Annotated in this window: 24 protein-coding genes; 13 read left to right on the top strand and 11 right to left on the bottom strand. The window is 71.5% G+C overall.

The genetic code is table 11. The features are described 5' to 3' along the window. Positions 1 to 268: 268 nt before the first annotated feature. Entirely contained in the window at positions 269 to 478 is a 210-nt protein-coding gene (locus MED01_RS27195; protein WP_030486383.1) for a PspC domain-containing protein, read from the bottom strand. Between the two features lie 631 nt (positions 479 to 1,109). On the opposite strand from MED01_RS27195, the gene MED01_RS27190 reads away from it, so the two are divergent. The 10 genes from MED01_RS27190 to MED01_RS27145 all read left to right on the top strand — a co-directional run bounded on the left by MED01_RS27190 (position 1,110) and on the right by MED01_RS27145 (position 14,697). Next, a complete protein-coding gene (locus MED01_RS27190) occupies positions 1,110 to 2,480 on the top strand; it encodes an L-serine ammonia-lyase (protein WP_238671360.1) in 1,371 nt (456 codons plus the stop codon). A gap of 71 nt (positions 2,481 to 2,551) precedes the next feature. Further along, positions 2,552 to 3,379 carry an ABC transporter permease gene (locus tag MED01_RS27185; protein ID WP_238671359.1) on the top strand — a complete coding sequence of 276 codons (828 nt, stop codon included), beginning with the start codon at positions 2,552 to 2,554 and terminating at the stop codon, positions 3,377 to 3,379. A 1-nt stretch (position 3,380) separates the two neighbouring features. After that, the gene (locus tag MED01_RS27180) at positions 3,381 to 4,127 is read left to right on the top strand and encodes an ABC transporter ATP-binding protein (RefSeq protein ID WP_238671358.1); all 747 of its coding nucleotides are present in this window, start codon (positions 3,381 to 3,383) and stop codon (positions 4,125 to 4,127) included. A 26-nt stretch (positions 4,128 to 4,153) separates the two neighbouring features. Then, positions 4,154 to 6,184, top strand: a complete 2,031-nt coding sequence (locus tag MED01_RS27175; protein ID WP_238671371.1) for a DUF5941 domain-containing protein — start codon at positions 4,154 to 4,156, stop codon at positions 6,182 to 6,184. Between the two features lie 14 nt (positions 6,185 to 6,198). Continuing rightward, complete coding sequence (locus tag MED01_RS27170; RefSeq protein ID WP_238671357.1) at positions 6,199 to 8,409, top strand: bifunctional glycosyltransferase/CDP-glycerol:glycerophosphate glycerophosphotransferase; 2,211 nt, start codon at positions 6,199 to 6,201, stop codon at positions 8,407 to 8,409. Positions 8,410 to 8,535: 126 nt separating this feature from the next. Then, the gene (locus tag MED01_RS27165) at positions 8,536 to 9,834 is read left to right on the top strand and encodes an ABC transporter ATP-binding protein (protein WP_238671356.1); all 1,299 of its coding nucleotides are present in this window, start codon (positions 8,536 to 8,538) and stop codon (positions 9,832 to 9,834) included. A gap of 94 nt (positions 9,835 to 9,928) precedes the next feature. Next, on the top strand, positions 9,929 to 10,939 hold the full coding sequence (locus tag MED01_RS27160) for a hypothetical protein (protein ID WP_238671355.1): 1,011 nt from the start codon (positions 9,929 to 9,931) through the stop codon (positions 10,937 to 10,939). 61 nt (positions 10,940 to 11,000) lie between these two features. Further along, a complete protein-coding gene (locus MED01_RS27155) occupies positions 11,001 to 11,465 on the top strand; it encodes a DUF4442 domain-containing protein (RefSeq protein ID WP_238671354.1) in 465 nt (154 codons plus the stop codon). 59 nt (positions 11,466 to 11,524) lie between these two features. Further along, entirely contained in the window at positions 11,525 to 12,328 is an 804-nt protein-coding gene (locus MED01_RS27150) for an HAD family hydrolase (RefSeq protein WP_238671353.1), read from the top strand. Then, the gene (locus MED01_RS27145) at positions 12,325 to 14,697 is read left to right on the top strand and encodes a glycoside hydrolase family 65 protein (RefSeq protein WP_238671352.1); all 2,373 of its coding nucleotides are present in this window, start codon (positions 12,325 to 12,327) and stop codon (positions 14,695 to 14,697) included. Before MED01_RS27150 ends, MED01_RS27145 begins: the two co-directional genes overlap by 4 nt. Positions 14,698 to 14,769: 72 nt before the next feature. On the opposite strand, the gene MED01_RS27140 is transcribed toward MED01_RS27145, so the two are convergent. After that, entirely contained in the window at positions 14,770 to 14,964 is a 195-nt protein-coding gene (locus MED01_RS27140; RefSeq protein WP_238671351.1) for a hypothetical protein, read from the bottom strand. 190 nt (positions 14,965 to 15,154) lie between these two features. On the opposite strand from MED01_RS27140, the gene MED01_RS27135 reads away from it, so the two are divergent. Then, positions 15,155 to 15,808, top strand: coding sequence for a dienelactone hydrolase family protein (locus MED01_RS27135; protein WP_238671350.1), 654 nt, complete (start codon positions 15,155 to 15,157; stop codon positions 15,806 to 15,808). Here MED01_RS27135 and MED01_RS27130 read toward each other — a convergent pair whose 3' ends face one another. Next, complete coding sequence (locus MED01_RS27130; protein WP_238671349.1) at positions 15,809 to 16,909, bottom strand: AI-2E family transporter; 1,101 nt, start codon at positions 16,907 to 16,909, stop codon at positions 15,809 to 15,811. A gap of 213 nt (positions 16,910 to 17,122) precedes the next feature. Between MED01_RS27130 and MED01_RS27125 the strand changes: the two genes are divergently transcribed. Beyond that, a complete protein-coding gene (locus MED01_RS27125; protein ID WP_231393380.1) occupies positions 17,123 to 17,293 on the top strand; it encodes an antitoxin in 171 nt (56 codons plus the stop codon). Positions 17,294 to 17,355: 62 nt separating this feature from the next. Here MED01_RS27125 and MED01_RS27120 read toward each other — a convergent pair whose 3' ends face one another. After that, the gene (locus MED01_RS27120) at positions 17,356 to 17,955 is read right to left on the bottom strand and encodes a hemerythrin domain-containing protein (RefSeq protein ID WP_238671348.1); all 600 of its coding nucleotides are present in this window, start codon (positions 17,953 to 17,955) and stop codon (positions 17,356 to 17,358) included. 84 nt (positions 17,956 to 18,039) lie between these two features. Between MED01_RS27120 and MED01_RS27115 the strand changes: the two genes are divergently transcribed. Beyond that, positions 18,040 to 19,443 carry an FUSC family protein gene (locus MED01_RS27115; RefSeq protein WP_238671347.1) on the top strand — a complete coding sequence of 468 codons (1,404 nt, stop codon included), beginning with the start codon at positions 18,040 to 18,042 and terminating at the stop codon, positions 19,441 to 19,443. A 10-nt stretch (positions 19,444 to 19,453) separates the two neighbouring features. Here the strand turns inward: MED01_RS27115 and MED01_RS27110 are convergent, their stop codons facing one another. The 7 genes from MED01_RS27110 to MED01_RS27080 form a co-directional block, all read right to left on the bottom strand. Continuing rightward, a complete protein-coding gene (locus MED01_RS27110) occupies positions 19,454 to 20,098 on the bottom strand; it encodes a C39 family peptidase (RefSeq protein ID WP_238671346.1) in 645 nt (214 codons plus the stop codon). A 223-nt stretch (positions 20,099 to 20,321) separates the two neighbouring features. Next, positions 20,322 to 20,729: a pyridoxamine 5'-phosphate oxidase family protein gene (locus MED01_RS27105; RefSeq protein ID WP_238671345.1), complete on the bottom strand. Its 408-nt coding sequence runs from the start codon at positions 20,727 to 20,729 to the stop codon at positions 20,322 to 20,324. 31 nt (positions 20,730 to 20,760) lie between these two features. Beyond that, the gene (locus MED01_RS27100; RefSeq protein WP_238671344.1) at positions 20,761 to 21,102 is read right to left on the bottom strand and encodes a YkvA family protein; all 342 of its coding nucleotides are present in this window, start codon (positions 21,100 to 21,102) and stop codon (positions 20,761 to 20,763) included. Between the two features lie 33 nt (positions 21,103 to 21,135). Next, positions 21,136 to 21,954 (bottom strand): hypothetical protein, encoded by an 819-nt coding sequence (locus tag MED01_RS27095; protein ID WP_238671343.1) that lies wholly within the window; start codon positions 21,952 to 21,954, stop codon positions 21,136 to 21,138. 157 nt (positions 21,955 to 22,111) lie between these two features. Beyond that, complete coding sequence (locus tag MED01_RS27090) at positions 22,112 to 22,471, bottom strand: hypothetical protein (protein ID WP_238671342.1); 360 nt, start codon at positions 22,469 to 22,471, stop codon at positions 22,112 to 22,114. A 205-nt stretch (positions 22,472 to 22,676) separates the two neighbouring features. Then, a complete protein-coding gene (locus MED01_RS27085) occupies positions 22,677 to 23,972 on the bottom strand; it encodes a WXG100 family type VII secretion target (protein ID WP_238671341.1) in 1,296 nt (431 codons plus the stop codon). Next, entirely contained in the window at positions 23,965 to 24,375 is a 411-nt protein-coding gene (locus MED01_RS27080) for a hypothetical protein (RefSeq protein ID WP_238671340.1), read from the bottom strand. The genes MED01_RS27085 and MED01_RS27080 overlap by 8 nt, the downstream gene beginning before the upstream one ends. Positions 24,376 to 24,416 lie beyond the last annotated feature (41 nt).

The following is a 24,416-nucleotide window of genomic DNA, read 5'->3' as shown; positions in this document are numbered from 1 at the left end:
GGTCCCGGCGGTCCCGGCGGTCGCGGGCAGTCCGGGTGGTCCCGGCGGTCGCGGCGGTCGTGGGTGGTCCCGGCGCGGTCCCGGGCTGTCCGCGGCGGTGGCCGGGCGGTCCGGGGCGGTCCCAAGCCCTGCCCTGGCCGAAGTTGACCACCGACCTACCGGATCTGCGATGCCGTTGGGCTGCGATACGAGCAATCTTGGACAGTTTCCGTTAGCAGCTAACGGAAACTGTCCAAGATCTCCGATTACGTGTGTTGTGGGGGCGGGATCAGTGCCCGGTGGAGGCGAGGTAGCGGTCCTCGTTCGGCATCAGCACCCACAGGATCAGGTAGACGATCACCTGCGTGCCGGGCAGCAACAGCGACAGCAGGAACAGCAGCCGGACCATTCCGGCCGACATGCCGAACCGCCGCCCGAGGCCGGCGCAGACACCAGCGATCATGCGCCCCTCGCGGGGCCGGACCAGTTTGCGACTCATCGTCGTACTCCCACTCTGCGGCGGTGCGCCGCGTCTGCAATCCACGGTAGAAAGGGATGGCCACCTCGCCCTCGGTCCCGAGGAGGAGCGGCAACCCGTGGACCCGTAGGTGCTTTACCCGGGCAGCCCCTTGCTGACGCCTCCCCGGGTCGCCTGCCGCCCGCCGCCCGGTCTGCCACGCCCACCGCAGCCGCCCCAAGATCGTGCCCGATCCTGGTTGTAGTGGCATCGAGGCGCACGGACACCACTACATCCTGGATCGAGCACGATCTTGCGGCGGGCGGCGGGCGGCGGGCGGCGGGTGGCGGGCGCCGGGGCGGGGCGGGGCGGCACCGGGCGGGGCGGCACCGGGCGGGGCGGCACCGGGCGGGGCGGCACCGGGCGGGGTCGACCAGGGTGGCACCGGGCGGGGCGGCGCCGGGCCGGTCGGGGCGGGCGGGGGACGGTGGTCGGGTGTTCACGTCCCGGACCGGGTGGGCGGTGAGCTGGGCGGGTAGGCTGGTTGATCGGTCTTCCACACCCCGGAGGGCCGGCACCCCATACCCCGGACGGTCACGAGCGGGGCCGCCAGACCGGCGGTCACGACCCGGCCGGGTCCCGTACGCCGGGACGACGGCGAGGAAGCGCAGCCATGATCAGTGTTTTCGACCTCTTCAGCGTCGGTATCGGGCCGTCCAGCTCTCACACTGTGGGGCCGATGCGGGCCGCGCGGACGTTCGTTGGTGGGCTGAAGGCCGACGGGCTGCTCAGCGACACGGCGCGGGTGCAGGCCGAGTTGTTCGGCTCGTTGGGTGCTACCGGGCATGGCCACGGCAGCGGTCCGGCGGTGCTGCTCGGGTTGTCCGGCGAGTCGCCGGAGACTGTCGACACGGACACTGTCGGTCCTCGGGTCGAGCGGATCCGGGCCGAGCGGCGGATCAACATCCTCGACGCGCACGAGATCGACTTTGACCCGGATCGGGACCTGACGTTGCACCGCCGCCGGTCGTTGCCGTATCACCCGAACGGGATGACGTTCGTGGCGTACGACGGGGCCGGCGTCGAGCTGCGCAGCCGCACCTACTACTCCGTCGGTGGCGGGTTCGTGGTGGACGAGGCGGCGGCCGGGGCGGACCGGATCAAGCCGGACAACACTGTGGTGCGGTATCCCTTCCTGACCGGGGCGCAGCTCCTCGACATCACCACCCGCACCGGGCTGTCGATCAGCGAGGTGATGCTGGCCAACGAGCGTTCCTGGCGCAGCGAGGCGGACATCCGGGCCGGTCTGCTGGAGATCTGGCGGGTGATGCAGGAGTGCGTGCAGCGCGGCTGCGAGCGGGACGGCGTACTCCCTGGGGGGTTGAAGGTTCGGCGGCGGGCGGCGGAGCTGCGGCGTGGTCTGGAAGCGGAGGCCGGGTCGGCGGACCCGCTGCACGCGATGGACTGGGTGACGCTGTTCGCGCTCGCGGTCAACGAGGAGAACGCCGCTGGCGGCCGGGTGGTCACCGCGCCGACCAACGGCGCGGCCGGGATCATTCCGGCGGTGCTGCACTACTACACCCGGTTCGTGCCGGACGCCGATGACGAGGGTGTGGTGCGGTTCCTGCTGACGGCGGGTGCGATCGGTGTGCTGTTCAAGGAGAACGCCTCGATCTCGGGCGCCGAGGTGGGCTGCCAGGGTGAGGTCGGTTCGGCGTGCTCGATGGCGGCGGCGGGGCTGGCCGAGGCGCTCGGTGGCACCCCGGAGCAGGTGGAGAACGCGGCCGAGATCGGGATGGAGCACAACCTCGGGTTGACCTGTGACCCGGTGGGTGGCCTGGTGCAGATCCCCTGCATCGAGCGGAACGCGGTGGCTAGCATCAAGGCGATCACGGCCGCCCGGCTGGCGCTGCGCGGCGACGGGGTGCACAAGGTGTCGCTGGACAAGGTCATCAAGACCATGCGGGAGACGGGCGCCGACATGAAGGTCAAGTACAAGGAGACGGCGCGTGGCGGTTTGGCCGTCAACGTGATCGAGTGCTGAGTCCGGTCGATTCGGGGCAATCGTTCACCGACTGCTAACCTGTCGTCCGTTTCAGGAGGCGGGAGGCTGCGGTGACCTCTGGCGTCGCGGCGTTGTGGTCGCACCGCAACTCGCTGCGCATCCTGGTCAGGCGGGATCTTGCGGTCAAGTACCAGCAGTCGGTGCTGGGCTACTTCTGGTCGTTGATCGAGCCGCTCGGCATGGGCGCCATCTACTGGTTCGTCTTCGGGGTGCTCTACTCCCGGGACACCGGTCGGCACCTCGGCGAGGCGGCCGGTTCGTACCCGTTGTTCCTGATCACCGGCATCTTCGCCTGGATGTGGACCAGTTCGGCGCTGAGTGAGGCGACGAACGCGCTGACCGGCCAGTCCCGGTTGATCACCACGATGAACGTGCCACGTCAGGTCTTTCCGATCGGTCGGGTCACCGGCCGGTTCGCCGAGTACGCGGCCGGCCTGCCGATCCTTATCGCCATCGCGGTGATCTACGCGGCGCACGGTCGGATCCATCCGGGTTGGTCGCTGCTCTCGCTGCCGCTGGCGGTGGCCGTCCAAGCCGTCCTGTTGACCGGGCTCGCCCTGCTGCTGTCCGCGTGGAACGTGCTGATGCGCGACGTGGAACGGCTGATGCGGCTGATCATCCGGGTGCTCTTCTACGCCACGCCGATCATCTATCCGCTCAGCCTGGTCCGGGAGTCCGGCCTGCCCGGCTGGTTGAAGGTGGTGTACGAGCTGAACCCGCTGGTCGGGATCTTCCAGCTGCACCACGCGATCTGGTATCCGGACGAGTTCCCGGACGCCCGGCTGCTCGCCACCACTGTCGTCGGCAGCCTGCTGGTGCTGGCCGCCGGTTGGTGGTCGTTCCGCCGGTTGGAGCCCGCAGTGCTCAAGGAGCTCTGAGGTGGCCGCGCCGATCATCGAGGCCGACGGGCTGGGCATCCGGTTCGTGCGGAACCGTCGCCGCCAGTTGCGGCTGCGGGAGCTGTTCATCCACCGGGGTGCGCGTGGTGCCCTGCCCGGCCAGTTCTGGCCGTTGCGGGACGTGTCGTTCACCGTCGAGCCCGGCGAGACCGTCGGGGTGATCGGGCGCAACGGCACCGGCAAGAGCACCCTGCTGCGGCTGATCGCCGGGGTGCTCATTCCGGATGAGGGCGACATCCGGGTGCACGGCGCTGTGGCGCCGCTGCTGGAGTTGTCCGCCGGTTTCTCCAACGACCTGACCGGGCGGGAGAACCTGCACCTGGTCGGTGGGCTGCACGGACTGTCGACGAGCTATCTGAAGCGGCACTTCGACGAGATCGTCGAGTTCGCCGGTGAGCAGGTGGAACGGGCCATCGACACGTCGGTGCGGCACTACTCGTCGGGGATGAAGGTGCGGCTGGGCTTCGCGATCATCTCGCACCTGCCGCACCCGATCCTGCTGATGGACGAGGTGACAGCGGTCGGGGACGCGGAGTTCCGCAAGAAGTGTTACGCGACTATTGATCGTCTGCTCGGGGAGGGGCGCACGCTGGTGCTGGTGTCACACAACGAAAAGGACCTGACCCGGTTCTGCCGTCGGGGGTTGTACCTCGACGCGGGCCGGTTGACGCTCGACGGCACCATCGCCGAGGCGCTCGACGCGTACCACGCAGCGGTCCCGCGGTGACGCTCGCGATCGTGCTCGCCGCCGGGATGCCCGCGGCGGGCCTGACCACTGCGACCGGTGAGCCGTTGGCCGACCGGCTGGCCGACCAGTTGCGCCTGGCCGGGGCGGACGAGGTGCGCTTCGCCGCCAACCTCGACGAGCTGTCCGACCTGGTCACCACAGCGACCGTCCCGGTGCTGATCACCGGCACCGACCTGGTGGCGCACACGGCTGTACTGCGGCACCTGGCCACCAGCCCGGTGGGTCCCACTGTGGCGCTGGTCCTCGGTGACCCGCCGGTGCCCGGTCGGACAGCGGTGCGGGAGGAGCGCGGCCAGGTGGTCGACGCCGGCGCGTTGGACGCCCTCGACGGGGCCGCCACCGGCGTGTTCGGCGGCGCGCTGCGGGTCGGCGTTGACGACCTGCCGACCCTCGCGGCCGCCGCCCGCGCCGCCACGTCCGGGATGCTCCCCGTCGCCGCTCCGATCGGCCCGGCCGGCGACGTCGCGCCGCTGCCGGTGACCGGCGGGGGCGGGTCCGGGGGGTCGGTGGCGGCCGGTGGCCCCGGGTCCGCCGTGGACCGGCTCTTCGCGGGTCTCGCGGCGCTCGGCACCCTGATCTTCGCCCAGCGGGTACGCCTGCTCGTCGCCCACCGGGTCGAGGACCCGGCCGGGCTCACCGCTGCCGAGGCGGCGGTGACCGCTGTCGACGAGGACCGGGCCGAGTTGCGGCTGTCGGTGAAGGAGAAGGACGACTTCTTCTCCACCTACTTCGTCAGCACCTGGTCGCCGTACGTGGTCCGGCTCTCGGCCCGGCTCCGGCTCACCCCGACCGGGGTGACGGTGATCTCGGTGCTCTTCGCGTTGGGCGCGGCGGTGCTGTTCGGGGTCGGTGGGCGGCCCGCGCTGGTCGGTGGCGCGGTGCTGCTCTACCTGGGCTTCGTGCTGGACTGCGTGGACGGCCAGTTGGCCCGCTACACCCGGCACTTCAGCGCCTGGGGTGGCTGGTTGGACACGATGGCGGACCGGGCCAAGGAGTACCTGGTCTACGCCGGGCTGGGCTTCGGGGTGAGCCACGCCGGGCTGGGCAACGGGTGGGCGCTCGCGATCGCCGCGATGACGTTGCAGACCGTCCGGCACATGACCGACACCTGGTACGGGGTGCTGCACGACGAGGCTGCCCGCCGCCCGCGTACGGCGACGAACGCCAGCGGTGGGATCGGTGACCGGCTCAACGCGGCGTCGACCCGGGTGCAGGCGGACACCGGGTCGGTGTCGTACTGGCTGAAGCGGACAGTGGTCTTCCCGATCGGCGAGCGGTGGGCGCTGATCGCGCTGACAGTGGCGCTGTTCAACCCGCTGGTCAGCCTGATCGCCGTGCTGGTCTGGGGGGTGTTGGCGTTCGCGTACACGGGGGCGCTGCGGACGCTGCGGGCCCGCTGGATGTGGGTGCCGGTGCTGGACACTGTCGACGCCACCCTGCACCGCGACGACGGCCCGCTGGCCCGCTGGTTGCCGGTGGTCCGCCCGATGGGGCCGCTGACCCTGGCGGTGATCGCCGCGCTCGGCCCGGCGGTGCTGCTGGTCGGGGCGCTGCTGAGCGACGCGCCCGAGGGGCTGCGCTGGGCGGTGCCGGTGGCGCTGCTGGTGCTGCTGGTCGGCGGCCTGGGCGCCGGGGCGGCGCACAACGGTCCGCTGGACTGGCTGGTGCCTGCGGCGTTGCGGGCCGCCGAGTACCTGTTCGCCATCGCGGTCGGGGTGGTCGGTGCGGCACCCGGCTGGCTGATCTTCGGGTACGTCTTCGTGCTCACTGTGCACCACTACGACCTGACCGCCCGGCTGGAGAAGCGTCAGGCGGCACCGCCCCTGCACGCGGCGACGCTGGGCTGGGAGGGACGTTCCGTGCTGTTGGCCCTCGCGGCGATCGCCGGTATTGCGGGTATCGGACTGGCTACACTCGGTGCGTACCTTCTCGTGGTTTTCGTGGTGAGCGTCGTCCTGGCCTGGTTCGTGCGACCGGCCCGTAGCGCGCGGGCGTCGGTGGCGCCGGCGGGCGCTGGAGGTGCCGCGCCGCGCTGACGGAGGGCGGCCGGATGACTCTGATCAGCTTCGTGGTGCCCGCCTTCCGGGTGCAGGGATACCTGCGGGAGTGCCTGGACTCCATCCTCGGTCAGCCGGAGACGGACATCGAGGTGATCGCCGTCGACGACTGCTCGCCGGACGCCAGCGGCGACATCATCGACGAGTACGCGGCCCGCGACCAGCGGGTCCACTCGGTCCGGCTGTCGGAGAACGTCGGCCTCGGTCCGGCCCGGAACATCGGGCTGGACCGGGCCGTCGGCGAGTACGTGTGGTTCCTCGACGGCGACGACTGGCTGGCCCCGGAGTGCCTGACCGAGGTCGCCGAACGGTTGCGGGTCACCCGCCCGGACGTCCTGCTCGTCGACCACGTCCGCACCCACTGGAACGACACCGCCACCCGCAGCGCGATGGCCGAGGTGTTTCCGGAGTCGCCGGGCCCGGGCACCTTCCGCCTGCGGGACCGGCCGCAGGCGATGCACCTGCTGCACACCGCGTGGAACCGGCTGGTCCGTCGGGAGTTCCTCACCGATCTGGGTCTGCGCTTCGCACCCGGCTGGTACGAGGATGTCTCGTTCAGCTACCCGGTGCTGATGGCCGCGCACCGGATCGGCGTACTGGACCGGGTCTGCGTCAACTACCGCCAACGCCGCGCCGGTGCGATCACCCGGACCCGGGGTGACCGGCACTTCGAGGTCTTCCCGCAGTGGCACCGGGTGTTCCACCTGATGGAGTCGTGGGGGTCGGCGACGGAGGCCCTGCGGCCGGTGGTCTTCGAACGGATGATCTGGCACTACCTGACGGTGCTCGGCAACGGTCAGCGGATCGCGCCGGAACTGCGGGAGGCGTTCTTCGCGCAGATCACAGCGGACTACGAGCGCTGGCTGCCGGCCGGCGGTTATCCGGTACCGGACGGAGTCGAGGGGATCAAGCACAAGCTTGTCGCCTCCGGCCGGTGGCGCACCTTCAGCGCGTTGCGGGCCGCCGGCCGGGCCCGCGACGCCGCCCGCCGACGGGCCCGCACCGCGCGGCGCACCGTCGGCCCGGTCGCCCGGCGCGGTGCCCGGCTGACCCGGGACGGGCTGCTGCGCGAGTACTACCGGGCCGAGTTGCGGCGGCCGGTCGACCCGGCGCTCGCCGTGTACGCGGCGTACTGGTACCGGGGCTACTCCTGCAACCCGGCGGCCATCTACGAGGTCGCCCGCCGATTGGCGCCGGGGGTGCGCGGGGTGTGGGTGGTGCGTCGGGACCGGGTGGACAGCGTGCCGGCCGGAGTGGAGTACGTGGTGGCCGGCACGCCGGCGTACTACCGGGTGCTCGCCCGCGCCCGGTGGCTGGTCAACAACGTCAACTTTCCGGACTTCGTCAGGAAGCGACCCGAACAGGTGCACGTGCAGACGCACCACGGCACGCCGGTCAAGGTGATGGGGCTGGATCAGCAGCGCTACCCGATCGGCGCGGGTCGGATGGACTTCGCCGGGCTGCTGCGCCGGGTGGACCGCTGGGACTACAGCGTCAGCGCCAACAGCTTCTCCACCCAGATGTGGGACCGGGCGTACCCGGCCACGTACACCACGCTGGAGGTGGGGTACCCGCGCAACGATCGCCTGGTCACCGCCAGCCCGGACGAGGTGCGCCGACTCCGCGCGGAGTTCGGCCTCGACCCCGACGAGCAGGTCGTCCTGTACGCCCCGACGCACCGCGAGCACCTGCCCGGCTATCGGCCGCCGTTCGACCCGGACCGGTTCGTCAAGGCGCTGGGTGACTCGGGCCGGTTGTTGATGCGCAGCCACTACTTCCACGACCGGGACCGACGGCCCGGCCAGCCGAGGGACTGGGAGCGGGTTCGTGACGTCAGCGGCCATCAACGGGTGGAGGATCTCTACCTGGTGGCGGACGTGCTGGTAACCGACTACTCGTCGGCCATGTTCGACTATGCGGTGTTGGACCGGCCGATCGTGCTGTACACCCCGGACTGGGAGGCGTACCGGCTGGCCCGGGGCGTCTACTTCGACGTCACCGCCGAACCGCCGGGCGCGGTAGCCTCCACTTTCGCCGATCTGCTCGACCTGTTCCGTACCGACGGGGTGCGCTCGGACGCGGCGACGAAGGCCCGCGAGCATTTCCGGGCCCGGTTCTGCACTTTGGACGACGGGCGGGCGGCGGAGCGGGTGGTGCGGCAGGTGTTCCTCGGGGAGCCGGACGAGCGATCCACGCGCTGCTGATCGACGCTTCTGTCGTGTAATAGCAGTGTCATCGATCGAACATGAGACGTTTACCCGATGTCACAAACCCATGATCCTGGTCACAGTCTTGTGGGGTTCGGCCGACGCGCGCTGGGGGGGAAGACGGTGAGCACCGTCACGCTCAAGGATGTGACCAAGGTTTTCCGGGATGGCACGCTCGCCGTCGACAGCATCAACCTCGATGTGAACGACGGCGAGTTCATGGTGCTGCTTGGGCCGTCCGGCTGCGGCAAGTCGACGGTGCTGCGGATGATCGCCGGGTTGGAGGAGCCGACCACCGGTGCGGTGATGCTCGACGGGGAGTTGGCCAACGACCTGCCCCCACGGGACCGCAGGATCGCCATGGTCTTCCAGGACTTCGCCCTCTACCCGCACATGACGGTTGGCGACAACATCGCGTTTCCGCTGCGGCTGGCCGGGGTCGAGCCCGAGCCGCGGGGCGAGCGGGTCAGCGACGTGGCGAGCGCGCTGGGCATCGGTGACGTGCTGGCCCGCAAGCCGGGGCAGCTCTCCGGCGGGCAACGGCAGCGGGTGGCGATGGGGCGTGCGATCGTCCGCCGGCCGGGCCTGTTCCTGATGGACGAGCCGTTGTCCAACCTGGACAGCGGTCTGCGGGCCGAGCTGCGCGCGGAGATCTCCGGCCTGACCCGCGAGCTGGGCGTCACCACTGTCTACGTCACCCACGACCAGGCCGAGGCGCTCACCATGGCCGACCGGGTGGCCATCATGCGCCGCGGCGTACTCCAGGACGTGGGCACACCGACCCAGGTGTACGGCCGGCCGGCGACGCTCTATGTCGCGGCGTTCCTGGGCAGCCCGCGGATGAACCTGCTGGAGGCGTCGGTCTACGTCCATCTCGACCGTTACGTCACGCTGAACCTCGGTGACCAGTCGCTCTACCTGCCCTGGAACGACATCCGCAGTAGGGCGGTGGCGCACTACCACGGTGAGCGGATCGTTGTCGGCATGCGGGCCGAGGCGCTCACCCCTGTCGCACCGGACAGCCCCGGCGACGTGCTGCGTGGGCGGATCCGCTACCTGGAGCACCACGGGCACGAGTCGTTGGCGTTCCTCGACATCGGCGCGACAGCGATCGTGGTTGACGAGATGGGCGCCCCACTCGAATCGCCGCCGGTCGGCCAGCGAGGCCTGCGCCGGTTCGGCTCGGTGATGCAGCGGCTGACCGGCAAGCCGGTGGAGGCGCAGGAGGCCCCGCCCAGTGGCGTCCAGACCAGCGTGCTGCCCGATCCGGGCCGGCACCACCGCCGTCCGGCGGAGCTGGCGGTGCGGCTGGCGCCGTACCCGGCGGTCAGCGCCGGTCACCCGCTCGCCGTCTCGGTACGGATGGACGCGCTGCACTTCTTCGACGAGCGTGGCGACCGGATCGACGTGGGTTGGCGCTGACGACGTCCCCGGACGGGGTGGCGGGCCCGCCACCCGGTGCCCTACCGTCTGCCCACCCAGTCCACTGTGAAATACCACCGAGAGGGGTGCACCCGTGTCGGGTGACCGTCCCAGCCCGCTCGTCATCGAGCGCATCCTGCGGGATCGCGAGGGCATCTGGCAGCAGATCGTGGCCGAGCGTGACCTCAACGCCCTGACCGGGCGGATGCTGACCAGCTCCGCCATCGCGTTGGCCTGCTACGGGGCGGTGCTGGGCTTCTTCCACAGCCCGCTGATGGCGCTGACCTCGGCGCTGAAGCTGCCGCTGCTGTTCCTGGTCACCCTGGTCATCTGCCTGCCCACGCTCTACCTGTTCAACCTGGTCTTCGGTGCCCGGCTCTCGGTGCGGCAGTCGGTGGCGCTGGTGATGGTGGCGATCACCGTCACCTCGATGCTCGCTGTGGCGTTCGCGCCGATCAGCCTCTTCTTCCTGATCACCGCCAACGACTACGGGTTCTTCAAGCTGCTCAACGTGTCGATCCTGACCCTGTCGGCGCTGGTCGGGTTGCGCTTTCTGACAAGCGGGATGCAGGTGCTCAACGACCACGGCCTGCTCGCGCCCGAGGCCGCCAACGCCACTGTCGGCGAGCAGGCCAGCGCCCCGGCGCCGGTCCAGGCCGTGCCGGCCGCGGTGCCCGCCGGGCCGTCGCCGGCTGCCGCGCCGGCCGCCGGTCAGAGCACCGAACCGGTCGCCGTGCCTGCCGGAGCCGCCGTGGCCGAGTCGACAGCGAACGGTGCCGTGACCACTGCGACGCCCCCGGCCCCGGTTCCGACGCAGTGGGCCGGGCAGCCGGCCGGTGCCTCGTTCCCGCCCGGCATGCTGCCGCCCGGCTACGTGGCGCAACGCCCGTGGGACGGCCGTACGGTCCGGCGCGGGGAGCCGACGCAGCGGCCGGCCAGCATGACACTGCTCTACATCTGGATCCTGCTCTTCGGGTTTGTCGGCACCCAGTTGGCGTGGACGTTGCGGCCGTTCTTCGGCGACCCGGGGCAGGATTTCTCCTTCTTCCGCAGCATCGACGGCAACTTCTATGCGGAGATCCTGCGCATCATCGGCAACCTCTGAGCGGGCCCTGACGGGAAAGTAGCTGGTTGCCGGCCTGGTTACCGATTAGTAACGTCAGGTCATGACTATCGACTCCCGCCAGGTGGCGGCCGGAATGCTGGAAGCGGTGCCGTTCGCTCGTACGCTCGGCATCGAGTTCGTCGAGGTGGCACCCGAGGCGGAGGGCGGCGTGCGGGCAGTCGTGCGGCTGCCCGACTCACCGGCCACCCACAACCACATCGGGGGCCCGCACGCCGGAGCCATGTTCGCCCTCGGCGAGACGGCCTCCGGCGCGGTGGTGCTGGCCGCCTTCGGGCAACTGCTCGATCGGGCCGTGCCGTTGGCCGTCCGGGCCGAGATCGCCTACCGGAAACTCGCAATGGGTCCGGTGCTGGCCACCGCGCGACTCGGCCGGTCGGCGACCGAGGTGACCGAGGAACTGGCCGCCGGTCGGCGCCCGGAATTCCCCGTCACGGTCCAGATCGCCACCGAGGACGGCAAGCCCACCTCGGAAATGACAGTGATCTGGACGCTGCGACCGAACTGAAACGCCTCAGGGCGGCCGAAACGGGTTTGCGGGCCCAGCAGGGTGGATAGATTCGTACCGTGCTGGGCCTACCTGCTCACGTGACCGCCTGTCTCTTCGATCTGGACGGTGTGCTGACGCAGACCGCCCGCGTACACAACGCCGCCTGGACGCAGACGTTCGACGAGTTCCTCCGCCAGCGCGCCACGGCCTCCGGCGAACCGTTCCAACCGTTCGATCCGGGCCCGGACTACAACCGCTACGTCGACGGCCGCCCCCGCGCCGACGGCGTCCGGTCGTTCCTCGCCTCCCGCGGGATCGTGCTGCCCGAGGGCGGCCCGGACGACCCGCCGGAGGCGGAGACAGTCAACGGCCTTGGCAACCGCAAGAACGTCCTGCTCCTGCACCGCCTGCGTACCGACGGCGTCGAGGTCTACCCGGGCTCCGTGCGGTATCTGAAGGCCGCAAAAGCCGCCGGGCTCCGCCGAGCCGTGGTCACCGCCAGCGCGAACGGAGGTGAGGTGGTCGCCGTCGCTGGGTTCGAGCCACTGCTGGAGGCCCGGGTGGACGGGCTGGTCGCCCGTGCGCAGGGGCTGCGCGGCAAACCACACCCGGACACGTTCCTCGCCGGGGCCAGGGCGCTCGGCGTCGACCCGACCCAGGCCGCCGTCTTCGAGGACGCCCTCTCCGGGGTGGCCGCCGGCCGCGCGGGTGGCTTCGGCTACGTCGTCGGCGTCGACCGGGTCGGCCAGGCCGACGAGTTACTCGCCCACGGTGCCGACATCGTGGTGACGGACCTCGCCGACCTCCTCGACCGCGCGGACCCACCGGCGCCGAACCGCACCGCTACCGACCCGCTCGCCGCCGAACGAGGCTTCAGATGATTCGGGAGCGCGCCTATCCGGTAGAGCCGTGGCACGTCCGGGAGACCCGGCTGGACATGGACGTGCTGGCCCAGTCGGAGTCGGTCTTCGCGCTCTCCAACGGGCACGTCGGCCTGCGCGGCAACCTCGACGAGGGCGAACCGCACGGCCTGCCCGGCACCTACCTCAACTCGTTCTACGAACTGCGTCCGTTGCCGTACGCGGAGGCGGGCTACGGCTTCCCCGAGTCCGGGCAGACCATCGTCAACGTCACAAACGGCAAACTGATCCGGCTGCTGGTCGACGACGAACCGCTCGACGTGCGTTACGGCGAGCTGATCGCCCACGAACGGATCCTCGACCTGCGGGCCGGCACGCTGCACCGGGAGCTGCACTGGCGCTCGCCCGCCGGCCGGGAGGTCAAGGTCCGCAGCACCCGTCTCGTCTCGTTCACCCAGCGGTCCGTGGCCGCCATCAGCTACGAGGTGGAGGCCGTCGACCGCCCGCTGCGGCTGATCGTGCAGTCCGAGTTGGTGGCGAACGAGTCGCTGCCCGCGCAGAGCAAGGACCCCCGGGTCGCGGCGGTGCTGGAGTCGCCGCTCCAGGCCGAGGAAGAGCTGACCACCCCCGACGGCGGCCAGCTGATCCACCGCACCAAGGTCTCCGGTCTGCGGGTCGCCGCCGCCATGGAGCACGAGGTGCACGGCCCGGACCACACCACGATCGAGTCCGAGGGCTACCAGGACTGGGTGCGTACCACAATCGCCTGCGTGCTCCAGCCCGGCGAGAAGCTGCGGGTGATCAAGTATCTGACGTACAGCTGGTCGAGTCGACGGTCCCTGCCGGCGCTGCGCGACCAGGTCGGCGCGGCACTGGCCGGTGCCCGGCTGGACGGGTGGGACGGGCTGCACCGGGAGCAGCGCAACTACCTCGACGCGTTCTGGGACGCCTCCGACGTGCTGGTCGAAGGCGACCCGGAGGTGCAGCAGGCGGTCCGGTTCGGTCTCTTCCACGTGTTGCAGGCCGGCGCGCGGGCCGAGCAGCGGCCGATCTCGGCGAAGGGGCTGACCGGCCCCGGTTACGACGGTCACGCCTTCTGGGACACCGAGATGTTCGTCCTGCCGGTGCTCACCTACACCCAGCCGAGCGCGGTGCGCAGCGCGTTGCAGTGGCGACACAGCACTCTGGATTCGGCGCGGGAACGCGCCGAGACGCTCAACCTCCGGGGCGCCGCCTTCCCCTGGCGCACCATCGGCGGCCCGGAATCATCCGGGTACTGGCCGGCCGGGACGGCAGCCTTCCACATCGCCGCCGACATCGCCGACGCCGTGCGCCGCTACGTGATGGTCACCGGGGACACCCAGTTGGAACGGGACATCGGGCTGGAGCTGCTGGTGGAGACCGCCCGGCTGTGGCGCTCGATCGGTCACCACGACCGGCACGGGCTGTTCCACATCGATGGCGTCACCGGCCCGGACGAGTACACAGCCGTGAAGAACGACAACGTCTACACCAACCTGATGGCGCAGCGGAACCTGCTCGCCGCCGCCGACGTGGTCATGCGCCACCGGGACGAGGCGTTCCACCTCGGCGTCACCGACGAGGAGGCCGCGAGCTGGCGGGACGCCGCCACCTCCATGCACATCCCGTACGACGAGGAGCTTGAGGTCCATCAGCAGGTGGAGGGCTTCACCCGACTCCAGGAATGGGACTTCACGCACACCCCGGCGGAGAAGTACCCGTTGCTGCTGCACTACCCGTACTTCGAGCTGTACCGCAAGCAGGTGGTGAAGCAGGCCGACCTGGTCCTCGCCATGCACTGGCGGGGGGATGCCTTCACCCCCGAGGAGAAGGTGCGCAACTTCCTCTACTACGAGCGTCGCACCGTACGCGACTCGTCGTTGTCGGCCTGCACCCAGTCGGTGCTCGCCGCCGAGGTGGGCCACCCCGAGCTCGCGCACACCTACCTGCGCGAGGCCGCGCTGATGGACCTGCACGACCTCAACGAGAACACTCGCGACGGCGTGCACATGGCGTCGTTGGCCGGCGCGTGGCTCGCCCTGGTCAGCGGGTTGGGCGGTCTACGGGACCACGACGGCGAGCTGTCCTTCGCCCCCCGGCTCTCCAGCCGACTCAGCCGGTTGGAGTTCTCACTCCAGTGGCGGGGCTTGGCGCTGCGGGTGGACGTCCGGCCGCACCAGACGACGTACTCGCTGCGGCACGGCGGCCCGGACGACGTGGTGGAGCTGCGCCACCACGACCAGATGCTGCGGGTGACCTGCGACGAGCCGGTGACGGTGCCGGTGCCGCCGGCCGACCCGTCCGGCCCGCCGCCCGAGCAGCCACCGGGCCGGTCTCCGCTGCTGCGGTTGCCCGAACGCGAACAGTGACGGGCGGGGTGGGAGTCCTCCCGCCCCGCCCGCCCGCGCTGTTTGTCGGACCGGCTCGCCGGCCCAGGTTGGTCAGACCGGTTCGCCGGTCGACGGACGTCCGATGGCGTCGCGGGGCGCCGCCGCCTTCGGGTCGTCGGGCAGCCGGGCCGAAGCGGCCTGGTCTCCGAAATCCTGGTCCCCGACGTCCTGGTTGCGCGCGGCGTCCTGTTCACGCTGGGCTCGCTCGGTCAGCTGCTGCTGCCGGGAAATCTGCTGCTTGGCCATGGCGATCCTCGCGATCCGTCGGGGCGCGGTTGCGCCGACACGGTCTGCGGTCGCTCGTCGCGTACCCGGCGCCCCAGCGGGCAAACGCGGCCCGGCGGCGGGCCCACGGCCCGGGGTGACACCGTCGCGGCGTGCGTGCCCGGCGGCGGGCGGGGTACCCGGACCACCGGCGAGTACGCGGAGGTGGGGCATGGACGAGCAGCGCAGCGTGACCATTCCGATCGGGGACGCCCAACTCCCCGCCGACCTGACGCTGCCCGCCCAGCCGGTCGGCGTGGTGCTGTTCGCGCACGGCAGCGGCAGTTCCCGGCACAGCCCGCGCAACGTGGCGGTGGCCCGGACGCTGAACGGCAGTGGGCTCGGCACGGTGCTGGCGGACCTGCTCACCCCGGCCGAGGACGAGGTGGACGCCCGAACAGCCGAACTGCGCTTCGACATCGGGCTGCTCGCCAGCCGGCTGGCCGGGATCGTCGACTGGCTGGCCGTCGAGCGTCCTGCCGGCGATGTGCCGATCGGTCTGTTCGGGGCCAGCACTGGTGCTGCCGCCGCCCTGGTAGCGGCGTCGTCCCGCGCCGATCGGGTGGCCGCTGTGGTCAGCCGGGGTGGTCGGCCGGACCTGGCCGAAGACGCGCTGGCCCAGGTGCGTACCCCGACGTTGCTCTTGGTCGGCGGACTGGACGAAGAGGTGATCACGCTCAACGAGCGGGCGCTGGCCGAGTTGGGCGAGGTCGGCGAGCTGCGGGTGATCCCCGGCGCCACCCATCTCTTCGAGGAACCCGGCACCCTGGAGCAGGTCGCCGATCAGGCTGCCACCTGGTTCACCACGCACCTCGGTCGGCGGTGATCAGTCCGAGGGCAGGAGAGCCGAGGCCGAGCGGCGCTGTTGCACGGTGTCGATCATCCGCCAGAGGACGGCGGTGATCGGGACGCTGACGAAGGCGCCAGCGATGCCCGCGATCAGCGTGCCCGCGGTGACCGCCACCAGGATCACCGCCGGATGCAGTCGGACCTGCCGTTTCATGACCAAGGGCTCCAGCAGGTTGCCCTCGATCTGCTGCACGGCGATCACCGCCGCGAGGGTGAGCAGCGCTGTGGTGGGACCGTTCGCGGCCAGCGCCACAAGCACCGCCACCGCGCCGGCCACCGTCGCCCCGATGATCGGCACGAACCCGCCGAGGAACGTGATCAACGCCAACGGCAGGGCGAGTGGCACCCGCAGCACCACCAGAGCCAGCCCGATGCCCAGCGCGTCGATCGCGGCGATGAACATGGTGCCCCGGCTGTACGCGCCCAACGTCTGCCAACCGGCCCGGCCGGCCTCGGCCAGCACTGGTTGGTTCGGGCCGGACACCCGGGACAGCACCCAGTGCCACATGGACCGGCCGTCCTTGAGCAGGAAGAAGAGCAGCACCAGAGCCAGCAGCGCGGAGCCGAACACCTCGGTGGCGGTCCGGGCGCCGGCCACCGGGTCCGGAGAGCTGCCACTGAGCCCCTCGCGGGCCTGGTCGACCAGCCGGTCCAGCTGTGCCTCGCTGACCGGCAGGGTGGACGTCACGAAGTCGCGGCTCCGTTCGACCCCCTGCGTCAACTCCTGGCTGAGCTGATCGAACTGGCTGGCGGTCAGGTTCCATACCAGGGCGCCGACACCGACCAGGATGCCCAGCAACAGCAGCACGGTGCAGAGCGCCGCCAGCGCCGCCGGCAGGCGCAACCGGCGCAGCAGCAGCAGGACCGGATCGAGCAGCGCGGTGAGGAAGATGGTGGCGGCCAGCGCGATGGCCAGCGGCGCCAACAGGACGGCGATCCGGCCGAGCAGGTAGAGCCCTGCGGCGATCACCACCAGGCAGGCGCTCCACAACACCGCGGTCCGGACCAGCCACGGCAGCGCCGCCCAGGTCTGGCGCGGCCCGGGGCCACCTGTCGGTCCGGATTCCTCTGCGGCCATGTCGGTCCTCCTCGATGTCGACGAGGTCGGTACCCGGTCGGTCGTGCCCCGACACCCGATTCGCTGGCCGGTGCCCGCGCGGATCGTACGTCGGGCCGAGTGACGTGGGCGGGAGTTCGCGGATCACGTCCACAGCGGCGGCGTTTGCGTGGTCCGGCCGAGGGAACGCGAAGGGGACGGACCGGACTGAGGAGGAACGCGGTGGGTGACTTCATGGACAAGGCCAAGGACTTCGCGGACAAGCATGACAAGCAGGTCGACCAGGGTGCGGAGAAGGCCGGCGACATGGCCGACAAGCGCACCGGCGGCAAGTACGGCGATCAGATCGACAAGGGCGTGGACCAGGCCCAGGCGCGCACCGGTGAGGGCGACCAGGTCCGCTGACCCGACGCGCTCCTCCCGGGCCGTCGAGCCGTCGACGACCCGGGAGGCCGATGCTGCGCGGGTCAGTGGTTGTCGCGTAGCTCGTCCATTGAGGTGGGCCGGCCGCTCAACGCGTCGCGCAACCGGTCGACCAGACCGATGCCGGGGGCGAGCAGCTTGTTCGCCGGCGGGTGTACCGGGCTCCCGGGATGTGGCCGGGTCGGCCCGATTTCCTTGATCACCGTCACCCGGGCGGCGATCTCGACCAGCTCCTCCCGTGCCGTCGCCGCGCGCAGCCGGGGAAAGAGCTCCTTCTCCTCTTCCGCCACGTGCTGTCGGACGGTGCCGGTCAGTTGGGCGAGCAACTCGTCGAAGCGGGGGTCGGACGGGTCGACTGACTCCAACTCCTTCATGGTCCGCTCGGCGTCGGCGTGCTCCGCGATCTCCCGGTCGGCGATCTCGTTGCCGTCGGGCAGTACCTTCCGGGCGATCGGATACACGTACGCCTCCTCGGCCACCGAGTGGCGGACGAGTTCGGCGATCACCACGTCGGCGAGGCGCCTGCGGTGCTCGGGGGTGCCCTGCCGGGTCGCCAACTCGACGAGGACTGCCTCGATCTCACGATGATCGGAGACCAGGATGTCGACGGCATCGTGGTCGTCGGTGGTCGGTGGACTGGTCATGTCACGGCCCCTTACCGGTTGCGGATCGGTGGGAGGTGTGTGGCTCTGGTACCCCCACGGGGCTGCACAAACCTACGGTTGACGATGCGTCCGACGGTGCCGGTGGTGCTCCCGGTGGCGGTGGTGCCCGGCCGCCACGATTGCCCTGCCACCGCCGGGGTAACCGCCGCCATGGCCGACGATCGCCCCACCGCCGACCGCGATCAGTCGCGCTTCGACGAGACCGCCGAGCGGACGGTCCGGCGGGTGCGGCACCGTGGCGGGCAGGCCGGCCGGATCAGGGCCCGGCAGTGGGAGGTCACCCTGGTGATCTCCATCCAGGCCGGGCTGGCCGCGGCCATCGCCGCCCTGCTCGCCAAGAATCTGCTCGGCCAGGGATCGCACGTCTTCGCTCCCGCCGCCGCCGTCGGTACGATCGCCACCGCCATCGGGCAGCGGGCCCGCCGGACCTTCGAGCTGTTGGGCGGCGTGGCCCTGGGCATCATCATCGGGGACACGCTGCGATTCCTGCTCGGCTCGGGCCCGTGGCAGACCGGCGTGGTGGTGGCGCTGGCAATCGCCGCCGCGTTGCTGGTGGCGGGGAAGGGCGGTCCGCTGGTCGGCCAAGCCGGCGGTACCGCAGTGCTGATCGCCACGCTGGCCCCGATGGAGCGTGGCCTGGAGGTGCCCCGCATCTTCGACGCGCTCGTCGGTGGGGCGGTCGGCCTGGTGGTGGTCGCCCTGTTGTTGCCGATCAACCCGATGCGGGTGCTGGACCGCGCCGCGGCACCGATCTTCACGATCCTCTGCGAGCAACTCGCCGAGTTGGCGCGGGCGCTGCGCGAGCGCGACAGCGCCGGGACCATGGGCGTCCTGGAACGGCTCCGCGGCACCGACGACGACCTGAGCCGGTTGCACGACGCCCTCAGCGGCGCCGAGGAGGTGGTGACGATCGCCCCGGTGCGCTGGCACCGCCGGCAGCAGTACCACAGTTACGCCCGCAGCGCGGGTCACCTGGAGCGGCTGCTGCTGGACAGCCGCGCCATGGCGCGTTGGTCGGCCACCGCGTTGCAGTACGACGAGCCGATTCCGCCGGAGTTGCCGGATGCGATGGGCCGGTTGGGTCAGGCGGTGGCGGAGATGCGGGTGGAGTGCAAGGTCGGCGACGACCCCCGACGCACCCGCCGGTTGGTCGAGGAGTGCGCCGAATTGGCCGGGCGGGCCTCCTCGACCGGCGTGAAGTCGTTCGGGGAATCCCTCGTCACCGGACTTCGTACCGCGGCCAGTGACCTGCTCCGGGCCGCCGGTTCCGAACCCGAGGACGCCAACCGGATCGTGCGCCGGGCGACCGGAGCAGGTGAGGCGGAGATCCACCCGCCGGTCCGCCGACAACTGCACCGGACCCGACCGACGCGGGCCGCCCGAGCCCGTCGACGCGCACACCTCGCCGCCCGGGCCCGTAACGACGGTCGGGCCGGCCTCCCCGCACGGGAGAGGCCGGCCCGGTGAACCGTCCTGATCAGGAGGAGTAGCCGCGCTCGGCGATCCAGTTGGCGACCTTCGGCAGGCTCATCCAGTACTCGCCCAACGCCGGGTCGGCCGGGTCGGCGACCCGGATCATGTCACCACCGTCGCGGTAGCCGACGAGGGTCAGGTAGTGGCCACCCTCGTACGAGTGCGGGTTGCCGTCGGTGTCCACCGTCGTGCCCTTGATGTTCGCCACCACCGGGCGGCCGGCGTCCACAGCGGCCAGCACGTCACGGCGCAGCTGCTCGACCTGGTCGGGGCGGGCCACCGAATCACGGATCTCGGTGGTCCGGTACTTGCCACCGGTCAGCTCGTTCAGCACGCGGGTGGTGTCCAGGGCCGAGGGGGTACCCGCCTCGGTGGTGCCGAGCAGCCGGGCCACCTCGTCCTGGGACAGCGCCTTGCCCTGGGCCGACAAAGCGATCCGGGTCGCGGCCGGGCCGCAGTAGTAGAAGTTCGGCTGGGCCTGGTAGTCGACGCCGAGGATCCGCTCGGCGTGCCTGTCGCTCTGGCTCGAGGAGGCCGGGGCGGCCTGAGCCGGGGCGGCCTGCGCGGCCACGGCCGGGCCGAGAGCGCAGCCCCCGGCGACCAGCAGGCCGACGACGGACAGACCGCTCTTCTGGACGATCGGGTTCATTGTCGAGTCTCCGTTCGGGGGTTGGCGCCTCCGGCCAGCGGAGGGCGGCAGCACCGGGAATGGCGCTCGGCGCAACACGGGGGCCGACCATCTGTGGTCTCGGCCCTGGCCGTACCGAGGGCGTAACGGCTCTGCTCCACGGAGAATTCCGCCGGCTGCGGGCCCCGGGGTCGCGCGGCGTCCCTGCCCGACCCGAACCGGTCATCGGGGACACACGGTCAGCTCAGAGGCTGCCCAACAGCCTGGTCACGGTGATCTCGATGACCACCCGCTCCGGATTCGGACGCGGCGTCCGATACCGCTCGGCGTACCGCCGCTCCGCCTCCGCCACGGCGGCCGGATCCGACCGCAGCACCGCGCGGCCCTCGATGGTCAACCAGCGGCGGCCATCCACATGGCACACGGCAACCGCCGCGCCCGCCGCGCCCGCAGCCGCCACCTGACGGGCCTTGCTGGAGGCGCCGGAGGTGATGACCCGGGCCAGGCCGGCGGCCGGGTCGAGAGTCACCCCGACCGGTACGACGTGCGGGGTGCCGTCCGCCCGCAGGGTGGTCAGCGTCGCCAGGTGCCGTTCGGCGCAGAAGGCGACAACCCGCTCATCGTGCACGTCCAACCGATGATCGCCCGCCATGCCCGTCCCCTGTCCACCAAACCGACCCCGATCATGGCACGCGGCGGCGCACCTGGCCCCGATCCGGCGGAGCGTCCGGCTGACCCGGTAGCTGGCGACCCGCCGCCCGACGTTGGTGCACCAGCCGGGTCAGGTAGATCAGCGCGGCGGCCAGGACCCCCATGTCATCCAGGTAGATCGGGTCCGGCAGAACGTCGACCGGGAAGATCGTGTAGATCAGCGCCCCGTAGAAGGCGACCTTGCCGCCCGCGCCCAGCCCGGTCAGCATCCGCCGGGTGCGCACCACGCGCACCGCCAGCACCACGGCACCGACCAGTGTGGCGAGCGCCAGGATGCTGGCGACCACCACGAGGACCCACGCCTGTCGGGACATGCCGTCACGCTAACCCACCCGAGCCTGCGCGGCTCAGAACGCGGGCACCGTCGCACGGCCGCGCGCGGTCACCTTGTTCTCCCGGGTCTGCTCGACGTTCTCCCGGGTCTGCGCGCCCACCGGTCGGGCAACCTCGCTCAGCGGCAGCACCGACGCCGACTCGGCGACCCGTCGTCCGGTCGCGGCGTGCGCCTCCTCGCGCAGACTGCGAGCCGCGGCCACCGCCAACTCCGCCGCCCGCCACGCGGCCTGCTCCCGCTCGCGGGCTGCGGCGTGCCGGGCCGCCAGGTTGTCCCGGATCGCCCGCTGGAGCACCAGCTCCTGCTCGACGGGGTGCAGTCGCGGGTCCCACCCGTCGCGGTGCGCGAAGACGTCGCTGAGCTGCTCCACCGACAGCTCCCGCCGCCAGTACGCATCCAGCGCCGCCCGGTGCAGGTAGCGCTCGCGGTCCGCGTACTCGGCGGGGGTCCGTGCGGTGTGCGGCAGCGGCATCGCGGCCGCCGCGTCGAGCCGCCGTACGCCAGCCTCGGCCGCCTCGTACGCCAGCCAGGCCGCCTCGACCGCCTCCTGCGCGGCCACCCACTCCGCCCGGCGGCGCCGCACGGTGGTGGTCGCCCGCTCCGCGGCCACCGCGACCTCCTGCGCGTAGCGGCTCTGCTCCCGCTCCTCCTGCGCCTGCTCAAGTTGGCTCGGCATGGCGGCGCGGCGGATCCGGGAGCCCGGGTCGAAGCGGAGCCGGCCGGGCCGCAGCAGCAGAGCGGAGACAGCGACGGCCACCACCCCGAGCAGGCTCAGCCAGATGACGGCGGCCCGGGAGAGGTCTGGCAGGACGGCGGAGAGGATGGTTTGCATGTTCAGCACCTCGCGGTCGAAGGCGGGTATCGACGGGCGGCAGGAAGGCGCGGCAGCACCGGTCGGCCCGGTGGCGGGATGGTCCCGTCGACGGCGAAGTCAGGTGCCGTGCGGGAGGATCAGCCGGGATCGGGCCCCGGGGATCGCCGGGCCTGGTTCAGCGGGCGGGCGGGCCGCGTCGTGCAGGAGAGCCACGGCCGGGATCGATGGCCGGGACGTGCACCGGGCCTGCCGCGACCGGAACGGTCGCCGTGGCGGTGTCGAGCGTGCCGGCCGGCGGGGCTTCGGCGGGCTGTGCGGCCCGCTGGTTGGCCGGGCCGGTGTCGGGGCGGACATCTGCCACCCGGCTGCTCACGGCACTGGGCCGCAGCTGCGTGGGGGCGGGCGGTGGCGTCGCGGCGAGAGCGGCACCGAGGCCGACCGCGAGCACCAGCGCGGTGACCGCCAGGCGGGTCAGTTCCCGCAGTGACCGCAGCGCAGCCCACCTGGCTGGGCGGACAGACGCTGCGGACGACACCCGACCAACCTATCGCCCGTCCCGGCCTACCGCAGCACGGCGACGGACCGCGCGGGCGTGACCGCCACCACCATGCGCACTGTGGACGCCGGCGGTAGAGGCCCGGAACGGCAGTGCCCCCGACCGGATCGGGTCCGATCGGGGGCGCCGTGCAACGTCGGGGCGGCACCGCCGGTGGTGCGGGCGTGCCGGCGGCGGGCCGTGGTCAGTCGCCGGTGCCGAGCACCGGCGGTGCGGCCTTCTCGTCGCCCTGCCACACCATCTCGTCCTCGGTCAACCAGGTCAGCCGCTCGTCGGAGTCGTCATCCTGCGCGCGACCCTGCCCGCCGAGCACACCGGGCCGGCCGCCGCCGGACCCCGGTCGGGCGTTGCCACCGGTCATGGCCGGGCGTCCGCCGCTCCCACCACGCTGGCCGTCGATGCTGCGCCCGACCCCGTTGGCGGCGCGGGTCTCCGCCGGAGCCGCACCACCGCCGGTCGGTCGAGCCGAGGCGGGGGGTGCGTTGCCCGAGCCGGCCAGCGCGCCGCTGCGCAACACCCCGCCGGCCGGTGACCCGCCCGGTGCTCCGTAGAGCAGGCCGGGACCGGTGCTCGCCGCAGTGGGCGCGCCGACCGGCCCGGACAGCCCGGCCAGCCCGGCGGCACCACCGCCGAGCAGCGCGCCGCCGACCAGAGGGTCGGCGCCGGCGAGGGAGGTGCCGCGGTCAGCGAAGTCATTGCCAGCACCGATCGGCGCGGCACCGACAGCAGGGCTGCCGCCGGTGCCCGAGCCGACATCGCCCGGCGTCGAACCGTCGCCAGGCAGTTGGGCAACCCGGTCGGGCGTCGAGATGGTCGCGTCGCCGGTGTGCCCGGAGTCCGCGCCGGTGGTGGGGCCACCGGTCACCCTGGCGATGGCCGAGACGCTCTGTGACGTCGTCGGATCCTTGCGGGCGGTGCTCGGAGTATCCGGGTCGGGCGGGGGTGGTTCGACCACCCGGTCGTAGGCCGAGATCTCGTAACTGTTGGCCAGGCCGGCCACCAGGTTCACCATCCGCTGGTGGGCCTTCTCCTGCTCTGCCTTGTCCTGCTGGTGCCCCGCGATGCCCCCGACGATCAGACCGGTCAGACCGAAGACCGCGCCACCTTTGATCGCGCCGCCGATCGCCTTGTCGTTGTCGTCGGTCTCCTCAGGGCTCTCGGCCTGCTTGTGGGCGTCGCGCAGATGGTCGGCCATCATGGTCAACCCCTGCTTGATGCCGGCCATCCCTTCGCCCAACGCGTCGGTGTGGGCGACGATCAGGCTGAGTCGCCGATGGAACTCCCGACCCGCCGACCCCGTCCACGTGTTGCTGAGCTTGTCGAGGTCGCCGCCCAGATCCCGGCCGAGGCCGTCGAGGATGCCCTTGACCTCGGCCCACTGGGTGGCCACGCCCTCGATCTGCTCCGGCTTGCCCGCCATCAGGCCGTCGTACAGCTGCTGGTGGCTGTTGCCCTGGTAGCGCTGGGTGTATTCAGACACGCCCGTCCTCCTTCGCCTGAAACGCCCGGTCGACAGGGGTCAGCGCGGCGGTGACATCGTCGGCGTTGGCCGCGTTGCGCGCCTCGGCGGTGCGGTAGTTGTTCAGGATCGTGCTGGTCGCCTGCTGCGCCGCCAGCACCGCCTGCCTGATGCGCTCGGCCTGGTCGACATAGGACTGGTGGACCTCGCTGTAGCGACGCGCCTTGTCGGTGGCGTCGAAGAACGAGCCCAGCGCCGGAGGACGGCACTGCATCTCGGTGTTGAGCTTGCGCAGCACCGACTCGGCCTGGCTCAACCGCGAGGCCAGGTGCTCGTGGAAGTCCTCAAGGGACAACAGGTCGACTTCCGTACGCCCGGCCATGGCAACATCCCCGTCGTTCTGGTTGACAACCGTCAGCGACATCCAGGTTAGTCCACCAGTGCGACTCCGGGCGACCCGTCGAA

This window comes from Micromonospora alfalfae (assembly GCF_022230925.1).
Lineage (GTDB): Bacteria > Actinomycetota > Actinomycetes > Mycobacteriales > Micromonosporaceae > Micromonospora > Micromonospora alfalfae.
The sequence above is the reverse complement of the archived record's forward strand: the minus strand, read 5'-3'. Positions and strand labels throughout refer to the sequence as shown.

Bases quoted from the DNA above. Each gene is read 5' to 3' on its own strand.
- MED01_RS27195 (WP_030486383.1), bottom strand. From the start codon at position 478: ATGAGTCGCAAACTGGTCCGGCCCCGCGAGGGGCGCATGATCGCTGGT.
- MED01_RS27190 (WP_238671360.1), top strand. From the start codon at position 1,110: ATGATCAGTGTTTTCGACCTCTTCAGCGTCGGTATCGGGCCGTCCAGC.
- MED01_RS27175 (WP_238671371.1), top strand. From the start codon at position 4,154: ATGCCCGCGGCGGGCCTGACCACTGCGACCGGTGAGCCGTTGGCCGAC.
- MED01_RS27170 (WP_238671357.1), top strand. From the start codon at position 6,199: ATGACTCTGATCAGCTTCGTGGTGCCCGCCTTCCGGGTGCAGGGATAC.
- MED01_RS27155 (WP_238671354.1), top strand. From the start codon at position 11,001: ATGACTATCGACTCCCGCCAGGTGGCGGCCGGAATGCTGGAAGCGGTG.
- MED01_RS27145 (WP_238671352.1), top strand. From the start codon at position 12,325: ATGATTCGGGAGCGCGCCTATCCGGTAGAGCCGTGGCACGTCCGGGAG.
- MED01_RS27140 (WP_238671351.1), bottom strand. From the start codon at position 14,964: ATGGCCAAGCAGCAGATTTCCCGGCAGCAGCAGCTGACCGAGCGAGCC.
- MED01_RS27135 (WP_238671350.1), top strand. From the start codon at position 15,155: ATGGACGAGCAGCGCAGCGTGACCATTCCGATCGGGGACGCCCAACTC.
- MED01_RS27130 (WP_238671349.1), bottom strand. From the start codon at position 16,909: ATGGCCGCAGAGGAATCCGGACCGACAGGTGGCCCCGGGCCGCGCCAG.
- MED01_RS27125 (WP_231393380.1), top strand. From the start codon at position 17,123: ATGGACAAGGCCAAGGACTTCGCGGACAAGCATGACAAGCAGGTCGAC.
- MED01_RS27120 (WP_238671348.1), bottom strand. From the start codon at position 17,955: ATGACCAGTCCACCGACCACCGACGACCACGATGCCGTCGACATCCTG.
- MED01_RS27115 (WP_238671347.1), top strand. From the start codon at position 18,040: ATGCGTCCGACGGTGCCGGTGGTGCTCCCGGTGGCGGTGGTGCCCGGC.
- MED01_RS27110 (WP_238671346.1), bottom strand. From the start codon at position 20,098: ATGAACCCGATCGTCCAGAAGAGCGGTCTGTCCGTCGTCGGCCTGCTG.
- MED01_RS27105 (WP_238671345.1), bottom strand. From the start codon at position 20,729: ATGGCGGGCGATCATCGGTTGGACGTGCACGATGAGCGGGTTGTCGCC.
- MED01_RS27100 (WP_238671344.1), bottom strand. From the start codon at position 21,102: ATGTCCCGACAGGCGTGGGTCCTCGTGGTGGTCGCCAGCATCCTGGCG.
- MED01_RS27095 (WP_238671343.1), bottom strand. From the start codon at position 21,954: ATGCAAACCATCCTCTCCGCCGTCCTGCCAGACCTCTCCCGGGCCGCC.
- MED01_RS27080 (WP_238671340.1), bottom strand. From the start codon at position 24,375: ATGTCGCTGACGGTTGTCAACCAGAACGACGGGGATGTTGCCATGGCC.